General features: G+C 36.2%; 8 protein-coding genes. 1 reads left to right on the top strand and 7 read right to left on the bottom strand.

Features of this window, described 5'->3' with window-relative positions:
- Positions 1 to 68 precede the first annotated feature (68 nt).
- A complete protein-coding gene (locus AC6CHK_RS01445) occupies positions 69 to 1,382 on the top strand; it encodes a DUF389 domain-containing protein (protein ID WP_498092852.1) in 1,314 nt (437 codons plus the stop codon).
- A 4-nt stretch (positions 1,383 to 1,386) separates the two neighbouring features.
- Here the strand turns inward: AC6CHK_RS01445 and AC6CHK_RS01440 are convergent, their stop codons facing one another.
- The 7 genes from AC6CHK_RS01440 to AC6CHK_RS01410 all read right to left on the bottom strand — a co-directional run bounded on the left by AC6CHK_RS01440 (position 1,387) and on the right by AC6CHK_RS01410 (position 12,551).
- Positions 1,387 to 1,713: a helix-turn-helix domain-containing protein gene (locus AC6CHK_RS01440; protein ID WP_498092850.1), complete on the bottom strand. Its 327-nt coding sequence runs from the start codon at positions 1,711 to 1,713 to the stop codon at positions 1,387 to 1,389.
- A gap of 73 nt (positions 1,714 to 1,786) precedes the next feature.
- Complete coding sequence (locus AC6CHK_RS01435) at positions 1,787 to 3,691, bottom strand: hypothetical protein (protein ID WP_498092849.1); 1,905 nt, start codon at positions 3,689 to 3,691, stop codon at positions 1,787 to 1,789.
- A 423-nt stretch (positions 3,692 to 4,114) separates the two neighbouring features.
- Positions 4,115 to 5,005, bottom strand: coding sequence for an AraC family transcriptional regulator (locus AC6CHK_RS01430; RefSeq protein WP_498092848.1), 891 nt, complete (start codon positions 5,003 to 5,005; stop codon positions 4,115 to 4,117).
- Between the two features lie 226 nt (positions 5,006 to 5,231).
- Positions 5,232 to 6,869: a T9SS type A sorting domain-containing protein gene (locus AC6CHK_RS01425; RefSeq protein WP_498092847.1), complete on the bottom strand. Its 1,638-nt coding sequence runs from the start codon at positions 6,867 to 6,869 to the stop codon at positions 5,232 to 5,234.
- Positions 6,870 to 7,009: 140 nt separating this feature from the next.
- On the bottom strand, positions 7,010 to 8,575 hold the full coding sequence (locus tag AC6CHK_RS01420; RefSeq protein ID WP_498092846.1) for a tetratricopeptide repeat protein: 1,566 nt from the start codon (positions 8,573 to 8,575) through the stop codon (positions 7,010 to 7,012).
- A 98-nt stretch (positions 8,576 to 8,673) separates the two neighbouring features.
- On the bottom strand, positions 8,674 to 9,234 hold the full coding sequence (locus AC6CHK_RS01415; RefSeq protein ID WP_498092845.1) for a phage tail-like protein: 561 nt from the start codon (positions 9,232 to 9,234) through the stop codon (positions 8,674 to 8,676).
- Positions 9,235 to 9,269: 35 nt separating this feature from the next.
- Positions 9,270 to 12,551 (bottom strand): phage tail-like protein, encoded by a 3,282-nt coding sequence (locus tag AC6CHK_RS01410; protein ID WP_498092844.1) that lies wholly within the window; start codon positions 12,549 to 12,551, stop codon positions 9,270 to 9,272.
- Positions 12,552 to 12,646 lie beyond the last annotated feature (95 nt).

The following is a 12,646-nucleotide window of genomic DNA, read 5'->3' as shown; positions in this document are numbered from 1 at the left end:
AATAAATTTTAACTTTAAATATTTTTGATATATCTTTCCGTTTTATTTCTTTTTTAAAATAAAGTAATATGATGGAAAAATTTTTTAGGTTTATCAGTCTCAATGTGGGTGAGGAAGACAGGCAGAAGGTTTTAGAGAATGTAATTTCAAATATTTCTTTTAGAGGTTCCAATCTTTGGATTTTGGCGTGCGCAATTGTAATTGCATCCGTTGGTCTTAATGTAAATTCTACGGCGGTAATCATCGGTGCGATGTTAATTTCGCCTTTAATGGGGCCTATTGTAGGCGCGGGTTTTGCGTTGGGAACTTATAATTTCAGCCTTCTCAAAAGATCAGTAAAAAATTTACTTATTGCCACGATAGTAAGTTTGACGGTTTCTTATATTTACTTTTTACTCAGCCCTTTCAAAGAAAGCCAATCTGAGATTTTGGCACGTACGGCTCCCAATATATATGATGTATTGATCGCCTTTTTTGGCGGCTTGGTCGGAGTGATCGCCATTACAAGAGTTGAAAAAGGAAATCCTATTCCCGGGGTTGCCATTGCGACTGCATTGATGCCGCCTTTATGTACTGCCGGATACGGCCTTGCCGTTGGTAACTGGGGGTATTTTTTCGGGGCTTTTTATTTATATACAATCAACTGTTTCTTTATCTGTATTGCCACCTTTTTGATTATTAAATATCTTAAATACAGCCCTGTAAAGCTGGTAGATAAAAAGTATGCAAAACAGATCAAAATAGGAATTACAGCCTTGATATTCGTAATGATTATTCCAAGCTCTTATTTAGCGTATAATTTGCTTAATGAAAAGAAATTTAATCAGAATATTGATCTTTTTATCAATAAAGAGTTTACCCAAAACGGACATATCATCATATACAAGAAAATAAATTACAACAGCACCCCCAAAAAGGTAGAATTGGCTTTCTTTGCCAGAAAAATAGATAAAGAAGAGTATTCGCAGATCAATAAAAAACTAAAAGAGTTTGGTATTGAAAACACAGAAATCATCATCAAACAGGATGCAACCGACATCAAATCTGAAATTTTAAGTGAAATCGGAAAACAGAATAATGTTGTCACGGAAAAAGATCTCACCATCAACAGCTTAAGAGGCCAGCTTGACAAATATGCTATAAAAGACTCCAGCCTTACGAAGGAAATTAAAATACTTTTCCCGGAATTTTATGATATATCGATCGGTAAAGTAATAGATTATCCGAATACCGACAGCAGCAAGATCAATACAATCATTCTGTATGAGGCTGAAACAGACAACACGAAAGATCTACAAGAAAAAGAATCGAAATTGAAACAATGGATCACGGAAAAGAAGAAAGGGGAAAATGTTCAGATTATTAGAAAAAAGCAATTGTAAAGCATTAAATAAACCTTTTTTTCCACTTTGCAATTGTATTTCTGCTTAAACCAAAATGTTTGGCCACCCGGATGTTGCTTAAATTATTTGTTTTCTGATAATCTAAAATTTTTAAAATTGTAGACGTATCATACGATCTGTATCTTGTATTATTGGAAAGCTTATTCCTTGAAAGGCTGTCACCGAAGATAATTTTGTTCAATTCTAAAACATCAAATTCTGTCAGGTAAGTTTTCATCAAAATAGGGGTACATATTTCCTTTTTATGAGGGAATTTCATTTGCAGAATATCTGTATATATTTTTCTGTAGTTTGGTTTTGATTTTGTCATCGTTGTTGATTAAAAATAAAGCCCCAATGCTGCAATTGTATTGAAAATCGAGCAAAGGAGCTTTACTTTTTTTTTAATTATTTATAGGAAGAGCATAAAAATAATTTTCCCATGCTGAAGTAGAGTAAGACCAGTACAGGTCTGGTTTATTTTCCAAAAGCAGATATATTCTTGTTGGTTGTGTTACATTGATTACTGAAGATCCCGATAAGAAATTGGCATTACGCTGAGGGTCTGCATCTATACCTTCTACAGAACCATTGGAAATTTTTCCTGCAAAAGCTGCATTAGCACCAGGTCCAAGATTCTGAAAGTCATTTTGAACGACAGCAGTTTGAGAATTAGACAAATAAGCATGCTGGAAATGTGTAAGATCAGCCTTAAAGCAGTAAATGGTCATTCCTGAATTGATAATCCATTTACCAGGCTCCAAATCTATATAAACTCCGGTATACTTTTGTGAATCAGACGGATCGGTTCCTGTTGTATTTAAAGTTACAAGATCTGAATGTGTTGTAATATTAGAGGAAGGAAATACTCCCAAAGCTGTGGTTTTAAATGATGCAGATGAACGCCAGGTTCCGACACCATTTGCATCACTGGTCAGTACTTTACCTTCACCCTGTGTGCCGTCTACAATTTTAATTGCGCCATTGATTGTGCCATTATTTACTTCTAATTTTGTGGAAGGATTTTTTGTTCCAATACCTATCTTTCCGCTAAAATAGTTTTTGGTATTGGTTCCGTCTGAAAATAAATTATAGGCATTTTCTTCTGTATCTCCGGTAAAGCGGAAGGGCTCGATAAATATACCATAAGAACTTTTTATGTCAGCTGTTGCGGTTGCATCCTGTCTGCTGCGAACATATAGGCCCATAAGTTTATCTATATTATAAGTTCCTGAATTTTGAAGCTCTACACTTGCTCGCAAGCCTGTAGCATAGCCAGTGGTAGTGAGTGAGCCACCTGTTTTTTCAAAATCAAGCTGTCCGCTAGCACCAATTGCATTAACAATATTTACATCTCCATTACCTTGCGGTCTCACGGTCAAATGTGCTCCGTATACTTCAGTTGCTGTAAATGTAAATCCACTGTTCGAAATAGGCACTGCATAGCCACTATAGGCTCGAAGAGATTTAAGCCTTAAATTCCCTGTACTTGCAGTAGCTCTAGCAGTAGAATAATTACCATATGAATATCCCGAGATAAGATCTCCACCAACTGCATTAAGAGTGACAGAATTTGACCCACCATGAACATGTGTTGCCTCACCATTATTCCTAAAACCCGTAAGATTATATGATACATTTGCTCCATAACCTGAGTGAGGTTTTTTTGAAACATCAGTTACATTGCTCAGAATACCATAAGCCGTACCTCCCACTGTTGTACTCGCAGAGTTATCAATCACATTGTTTAAAATCCCGGTGCTACTTCCCGATCCTTGATTATTTAGAAAATTATTAATTCCCCCTTTAGCTGCTGTATCATCAGCAGCTCCTGTATTAAGGACATGCAACTGATATGGCGAGGTTGCACTTGGTATAGTTCCTACCCCTACTTTTCCCATTTGATAAATATTCTGAGTATTAGAATCAGCCGGTTGATTTGTCGCTACGTTATACCAAGGTTCCATACCTGTAGCAGAGCCACTCATCTTCACCCAAATATCATTTGGGGCATCATAGTAGAAATATCCAATAGAAGTGACATTTACAGTTTTTGCACTTACGTTCGAAGCCGCCAAAGGCGTGGTCACATATACAATCGCAGCGTTTTGGTCTGCGGTATATATCGCATCTTTCGCTTTTAACGCATCTCCGGTGAGCCTAGGGGCGATAAAACCATCGGGTTTTGCCATATCTGTAGGCTTGGCCACTACGTCCAAGGTTGCCTTTGGAGTTTCTGTATCAATCCCGACCTGTGAATACATAACAGCAGATGTTAACATTCCTGCTGCCAAAATAAATCTTTTCATTTGTTTTCTTTCTTAATTATAGAATACTTATTGAGAATCTATTCAGTGAATGACCGATAGATAATTCTATATTTAATTTGTTTTTTAGGATATTAGTTTAGTGTGTTTTTAGAATCGTTGTGAAATTAAATGCATTAATCTCATAGTATTTTAGCAATAAAATTTATTCTCAAAAAATAAATACAGAACGCCATCAAGTACTAAAAAGGACTTTATTTTTTGTTCAAAATTTTATTATCATAAGATCTGTAAAGTCTTATTCTGGAAATCTATAAGGGGAAATTATAGATTGCTTTTTTCATCATTTGTTTTGGTTTCTAAGACGGGTACAAAATTAAACATTCAACATATTCCGTACGAGGTACAAAAGGGACCTTGTGTGGTGCTGTTTGTAATTAGCAGATAATTAGATATTTAGAATATTTAATTGTTGGAATGATCTTTTTTGCGATAGAACTCGGGCGTGCAGTTCATCTGTTTTTTAAAATATTTATTAAAGTTTGATTTGTCATTAAAACCCAGAATATATCCAATCTCACTTACCGTAAGATCTGTATTTTTCAATAACCTTTCTGCCTCCAAAATCACTTTATTTTTAATGATAGATCCCGTTGTTTTCCCTACTATTTTTTTGGTAAGCACATTTAAATAATGTGGGCTGATGCTCATTTCATCAGCATAATTTTTTGGAAGTTTCCAATGTTTATACTTTAGATCCACCAATTCTTTAAACTGCTGTATAAGCATGTGCTTATGATCTTTTTTAACGGTTATAGTCTCGATGTTAGAAGAATAATAGCGGCTGTATTTCACCAAAGCAGCCTTCAGATAAATACAAATCAGTTCTTTATGCTGCTTTTTTTCACGGAGATATTCGTTGTAAATCAACTGCGCAAGAGACATCCATTCTTTGATGGAACGATCATCAACATCGATATACGGAATATCATTATAATTTATTAAATCGCTTTTTATTTTGTTGTTTCCGGTATAAATATGATTGTAAAATGACTTGGTAAAAATAATTATATATCCTTTAGCATTATTTAGTTCGTGCCAGGCGTGTATCTGACCATAAGTTAACAGAAAAATACGGTTTTTGCAGATGGAATAAGGAGTAGAATCAATGGTATGCGAGCCTTTTCCTGATTCAACGATAATCAGTGAATAAAAATCGTGACGATGTGTTTTTTCAAGACTGTCTATATGCTTTACAAAGTCTTGCAGGCTGTATATTAAAAAACCTTTTAATTGAGAAAACGCAGGCACTAAAGTGTCTACGGTATACAGTTTTATGCTGTTGTTTTTTGTCATAAAGCGAATGCTTTGTTTTTCATTTATTTCATTAGTCGAAATGAGTTCTTTAAAAATTCAGATAATTATAAACTAAAAAGCAATCATCATTAATGAAAGCTTTTATTGCTAACATTATGGGTTTAAGGATTCTCAGTTAAATTAAATTAACATCGAATCCTTATTCCATAATATTAATGAAGGTAATTTTATGAATGATATTAAATCTAAAGTCTTAAGAAATTAATTAGTTTTTAATGAATTTTATACCTTTTTGTTCTCCTTCAAGCTTCAAAATGTATTGACCTTTTACAAGCTCCTGAACTGCAATTTCTCCTTTCGTGATTTCACCAGATTTTACCAACTGGCCAGCAGCATTATAAATTGCATAAGATGAATCTTCTGCGCCATCCAAATGAATAACCTCCGTTGCAGGATTAGGATATAATTTGATTGATTTTGTCTTAATAATATTATCGCTTGTTCCTAGATTTGTAGCAGGAATAACGAGGTTTTGTGCATAAATAAGCGGATTGGCCACCGGATCATTCGTTTTATTTTCCTTAAATACAATCACACTTTGATTATTTACAAGCTTTAAACTATAAACATATGGTTTAGTGGCATTAAAGGTTGCCATTGGAATATACTGCTGTGTCCATGCAAAATCTCCGCTGTCATTCAATAAAACAGCATTTAAAGAATAGGGAAGCAATGCAGTGTTTATTCTTTTTTGAACTATGAAATAAGGCTTACCATCTACCAAATGTAAGTTACCGTCGTGTACCATCAATTCGTTTGTAATAGGGAAAACCTGTTTTGCATTATTGGTGAATAATCTGTTCCCTGTAGTTTTCTCAAACTTCTGCACATATTCTCCGCCTTCTGACTGTGCCGTATTGGTATAGTTTGCGATTGCCCATATATTTTGTGACCCCGGCGCATATGCTATTCTCATGTTTCTTTCGTAGTTGGTTTGATTGGTATCAAAATCTACCCCGTTCACACCCCATGGCAATGTACCATCAGAGTTTATTCTCTGTAGATATGAATCGAATCTACCTCCCTGACCACTTGTGTAGCCATAGTATATGACATCCCCGTCTACAATACCGGAATATTCAACGTTATAAGCTGTAGATTGTGTGCTGATTTGTTTAGCGCCGTCTGCCCAAAGAATATTTCCGTTGAAGTCTATTTTTTGTGCAAACAAAATGGAACCTGTTCCGAAATTTCCACGTTTGTGAAAAATGATTGAGATTTCGTTGTTTGACAACTCATATAAGTCGGCAGGTGCTGTTTTACTGGTTGCAACATCTGCAGTAATGTTTATAGGATTTGCCCATACCGGTTGTCCGGCAGAATTAAATCTCTGTACTTTCATATGTGGTTGAGAATCCGGCATTTGTCCTACAATAATGTCACCGTTAGATAAAGGGAGTACAGTAGGAAAATACCCTTCACCGGTATTGATACCGTTGGGCCATACAGAGGTACCTTGTGGTGTAATCTTAAAAATATATGCAGGTTTGCCTGTGCCAGTTCCCGTAACACCTATGTAAAGATTATTAGAAGAATCTACTGCTGTTTTCTGAACAACAGTATAAGTTCCCATTGGGATTTGGTTGCTAAGCAGCAAGCCGTCTGGACCTAGTTGACTTATGCCATCTTGATCTAATATCTGTAACCTTAGTTCATAATTTGCTGGAGCTGCAACCTGTTTCCAAAACCCAATATAGGTTTTTCCGTCACTTGTATTTGCAGAAAATATAGCCCCGTTTCCGGTGTCTCCAACAAGTAAGTTTTGGTTGGTATTCGGATTCCATTGTGCTTTTCCGCTGGAAATAGCCAATGCAATCATTAAAATTGTTGATAACTTTTTCATGTGAATTTATTATTTATGAAACAAAGAAATAATATAAGCACAAAATAAAAGTGAAACACAGCACCTATTTACCACATACCATGCAATAAACAAGCACCTATCATTAATGTGTATTTTATAATAGCCTGATTAATAGATATTTAAAAATTATCAAGGTATTGAAGAAGATCCTCTTTAGTATTTGTCAAGTCAAGCTTTTTTCTAAGTCTTGTTCGTGAGTTTTCAATTGTTTTCGGAGTAACATTAAGTAGATTTGAAATTTCTTTAGTCGATAATCTAAGCTTTAATAAAGCGGCTAATTTCTTGTCATAATTGGTAAGATTATGTTTCTTATCCAAATTTTCATAAAAAGATTCATGTATCTGTAAAAAATGATATTCGAAATCGTCCCAAATATTTTGTTTTACATTTACTTTCATATTATTGGCAATATCAGAAATCTCTTCAATATTTAGCGAATTGCTGTTGGATTTGGCTTTCAGATTGTCGATTTTTTCAATAGTTGATCTGAAAATTCCTTCCACCCTGTTTTGTTCCATAGATTTGTGTACCAGCATCTTCTCTTTCATCTGGTTATCAATTTCCAGTTCTTTTTCGCGAGCTTCGATGAGTTTTTTTTCAAGGTTGAGAGCCTCTGTTTTGTTTTTATAATTGAATGCTAAAAGAATACAGATAATCGTAATCGATAAAAATATCACCAATATTATGACATAGACAATATTCTTTTTATCCTGCTCCAGCGTATCGAGCTTTTTCTTTAGTTGATATTCATGTTCTGCTTTTAAGCGTTCCACATTTACTGCCTTTTCCTCAATATTCATCAGATCTCTTATGGAATCGTACTCTTTGAAAACCCGTGAAGAATGTTCATAATCTTTATTCAGGAGATAAGCTTCATACAATGCTTTAAGATATTTTATATTAACGAAACTTACCGTGTTTTTCTCTATATATTCGCCCACTTTTTTTGCATACAATAAAGCTTTTTCGGGTTCTTTCCGTTCAATATAAAAATTGGCAAGATTGTAATTTGCATTAAAATTTGATTCCTTATCGTCTATTTTATTATGATCCAAAATATCTTTCGCCTCCAACAAATATTTTTCTGCCTGCGCATAATCTTTTTTATAAAAAAACAGCTTTCCGAGATTTGAAAGCACAAAAACTTTCAAAATAGGATTTTCATAATGCTGGAAAATAACCTGGCTTTTCTGAAAATAATATTGTGACGAATCATATTTGGATAAATTCAGGTAAGCATTTCCCAAATTATTCAATGACTTGATTATAGCTGCTTTATCATTTTTTTTGGTATAAAAATTTAATGTCTTTTTATAATAAGTAATTGCCCTTTTGGGATCATTAAGCTGCGCATAAATATATGCGAAGAAGCTGTCGACTTTTGCCAGATCTTCTGTATTTTTTCCTTCCGTAAATACAGAATAAGCCTTTGTACAGTAGTCTAATGCAGTGTCAAAATAATTTACATCAACATATATTTTTATTAAACTTAAATAAAAATCACCCAGGTTTTTTTCGGGGACAATTTTTTTAGCTTCCTGAATGTTGGCTTCTGCTTTTTTCCAGTTATTATATTTATAAGCGTTTGCAGAATCTAAATAAACAGCATACGACGCCTTATTTTGTGCATTGCAAAAAGTAAATATATTGAAAATTAAAAAAATAAAGAATAAAGTTTGTTTCATAATATTATAAAAAATAGCCCCAATTGGGGCTATAATAAAACCTAATTGTAGGCTAAATTTATTAATATTTTTTTATAAAAACCAGTTTATATCTTAAATTAATTAGTTCCTTTCCAAAAGCTCCAGACATTCCCGTTGAAAACGGCGAGCTGTTTGGCTGTTGTATCGTAAACCATCATTCCGGGAGCTGGATTGATGATATTAAGATGCGGACTTGCTACTTTTGGTAAAACCATTGCTTTATTGGTGTCTTCCAAAACCAAAATTCCGGGATTTGTCGTTGGTGTTCCGATTCTTACTTCTGCATTGGTATTCTCTGTTGTCACATTGTTCTGAATCACGACTCCGTCTGTTGTGGTAACGGGATCAACGGTAGTTCCTGTGGTGTCTACAGAAAGGTCTTTCCAGCCTGAGGCATACTTTACCTTTACTTTGTGATCAGACAGATCGTAAGCAATGGTTCCGTTCACGGCACCTGCCACAGCACCTGTATCGGTAACCCAGGGAAGGATAATTCCTTTATTTTCAGTTCCGAATTCCAGAGAAACGGAAGGGTTGGTTACAGTGCTTTTTCCAATAGCGACCTGAGCCTGAATCAGGATTCCGCCTGAGATAATTGTTAGGATATATATTGTTTTTTTTATTGCTGTTGTTTTCATTGTGTATCTTTTAAGGATAATTATTTTAAGAATGATTAAGGACACGCTTGTGTATTAAAGCATTTCCATCCTGCTGCTGTACCGTCTGTATTGATCTGTAAACAATCCAGAGTGGTATTGTAAACCATCATTCCTTCCACGAGATTGGTAGTCGGAATTGCATTAATTTCAGCTGTTGACAATCTGTTGGGAACAAATCCTTTAGTTTTGGCTTCCAGGGCGATCCATCCACCTTTTCTTACCATTGGCCAGTTTGAGTTATTCACGCCCGCTCTTCCAAGAGAAGTGATGCCTTCCTGCGTATCCAATACCGTTCCTGAAGTAATGGCAGGTCTGTAACAGAATAATGTACAGGCCGTTATTGCGGAATCAATTGCATTGGCATAAGTATAAGTTCCGTTATAAACCGCAGATTGTGTATCATTTGATTCTATTGCTGTATAGAAGCCGTTGGTCCCATAATCTGCAGGGGTATTGTTTCCGACAGTCACTTCCGGAGATGAAGAATTGGTAGGATTGTCTAATGTTCCGGGGCTGTAAGTTCCTCCGTTTGCAATGATGTAATCAATCACTCCTGCTTCTTTGGCATCAGAGCATCCGTCGTTATCGGAATCTGTATCTAGACGATTTGGGATGCCGTCACCATCGCTGTCTACATCAACACAAGGATCTATAGAAGCGGCAGAAAAAGGAACGTTTACAAATGCAGCACCATTGATGCTCCATTGTAGCTTTACACTTGAGTTTGCATTTCCATCATTTGCTGTTAATGCAATTCGCACATATTTTCCTCCGGACCCACTAAAAGTAATTGTTGGTGATGTGGTGCTTCCATTACCGGATCCAACCGCTCTTACATCGGCTTTAGATACAGAAGGAAGTGGTGAAGCAGCCCCATTATGTGCTACATAAAGCGCATGACGACAAGCGAAGTCACTGTCAGTTCTTAAGCTGATTGTATTCGCTGTTTCAGGAATTTTAAGTACAAATTCTATGATATAATATCCACCTGTATTTGCAACGCTGGCCTGAGGTTGATTTTGGAAATCAAGTTGTCCGTTTTGGAAAAAATTAACCGTATTGATCGAAGCATCCATTCCATATGAGCCTTCTATTAAAGTAAGTGATGTATTAGAAGGCCTTCTGACTCCATCTCCCACACCGTAAAAATAAGTATCGACTTCATCTCTATTGGGCGTAGTGGTAGATGTACCCAATGTATATAGTGGTTGTACTTCAGATCCAGTCTGGCTAAGTGACGGATAAGCATAAACATATACAGCAGGCTGAACGTTACAAACATCTTCTTGTGTATCTAATACACCATCATTATCATCATCAATATCGCTAATGTCTGCAACACCATCTCCGTCAGTATCGGTACATGCGCTTATATTTGCGAAAATAGCATATTGATCATATGTAGATGTATAATTAATAGTTCCTGTTGTTCCGTTTTCAAACTGATCGAGCAGCCCGTTATTATTAGCGTCCGTTCCTGTATTGTAAGTTGTCGTGTTATTAACCGTAAATGATGTATTTCCTGCTTCCACACTGTCGCTACATCCGTCACCGTCACTATCCAAGTCATGGTGATTCACAATTCCGTCAGTATCAGTATCGGTATTACAAGTAGGTTTTGGATGAGAGGAAGGGATATATTCCGCAGCATTTTGAACACCGGAAACCTCATATGTCGTAATTGCCGGAGTAGTTGTTCCTGCAACTTTTACGATCCGATAATATCGATAGCTGTTTGCGGTATTATTGTTAATTATAAATGTTTTTGCAGCTGCTGTAGCTGCTGTAGCTGCCGTCATTAAGTCAACCCATGCAAAACCATCATTAGACCCCTGTACCATTGCTGTTGCGCCAGTGCCAAAGGTTGTTCCGTTATGGGTAATGCTTGTAAGTTTGATGGATGTAGGATATTCAATTGTGTAAATTACAGCCCCGTTTATTGCCTGATTGATTGAGATAATGTTATTGCTTGCAGCCACACTTGTTGTAACTCCATCATGCATAAAAGGAAGATCAACATTGGACCCGTCATCATTAGTGAGAGAAGTTTTAACAGTAGATATCATTTCTGCTTCCGTGGTTGTATAGAAGCATGTAGGGCTTTCTGTTGCGTCTAGTACGCCATCGTTGTCGTCATCAATATCGTCTTCATCTTTGATTCCGTCGCCATCAGTATCGGGTCTATTATCTACAAGATCACAGGTGTTGCCCAAACCATCACCGTCTGTGTCGGGACTGATAATTTTGCTGCTTCCAACATTTTGACCGCCATTAGCTATTGTGGGAATTCCGTTGGCATCAATTGTATTTCCTAAATTCACATTTATAGGTCCTGCGTAGCCATTATATGCTGTTCCTGTATTGCCTCCGCTTATGGTTGAAGCAATCAAAACAGAGCTTGGGAATTCTGCTCCCCCTTCCACAGCATCAGAGCAGCCGTCACCATCACTATCCAGATCAAAATGATCTGCAATACCATCACCATCTGTATCTACTACCGGGCAGATATTGCTCAAAACAATATCAAGCCCATCTCCACCTGCATTCCCTACATTTGTTGTAGCTCTTGGGAAATCGAGTGTGATCTCCGATACGGTCTGATTAATCTGCAAAGATCCTCCAGCGGCGTGAGTATTATCTGGCCCGGTATTGGATTCCGCTAAAAAGTTTGTTGCTACAGTGTTTCCAGCGCCATTGTCTTTTGCGGTAGTAGTCGTTGTATTAAAATCATTTGTTCCTGAAAGCTCTGTCCATGTAAGTCCATTAGCTAAACTAATAAGTGCTGAAACCGCTCTTGCTGTTCCTGTAGGTCCAAAAGTACCCGAGAAATTTCCTCCCAATCTATCAACATGAATTACTGGTTTGTCGATCAATACAGGTGCTCCTGATGCTGTTTCAAATCTAATGATAATCCTAGATTCCCAAGTATATAAACTTCCCAACGCAGGATTTCCTGCAACTGAAGGTGTCCAAAAGTTAGTTGTATTTAATGTTTCACTGGTAAAATTGCCTGTTCCTAATACTTTGCTTACTCTTGCAATTACGCCATTTCCAAAATTATAGCTTGCTGTTGTTCCGCTGATTGTCCATCCTGCTGAAATTAAAGGAGCTGTACAAAGGCCTTCATTGATGTCTGATATTCCGTCATTATCATCATCCAGATCAGTTTGGTTAACGATTCCGTCTCCATCCCAATCATCTGTGGGACCTGTCTGGGCTGAAAAAAATGTAATGGAGCTGAAAGCTAAAAACAGCAATAATGACCTGCCTTTAGCAAGAAAATTTTTCTTTTTCATAGGTTTTTGTTGTTAATAAGGAAACTAATATTTGTTACAAGAGTAAAATATTTTTATGAATTATATATTAGTTTTAATGTTGATTTTTCTTAATA

It is taken from the genome of Chryseobacterium sp. GQ58 (assembly GCF_059758895.1).
The sequence above is the reverse complement of the archived record's forward strand: the minus strand, read 5'-3'. Positions and strand labels throughout refer to the sequence as shown.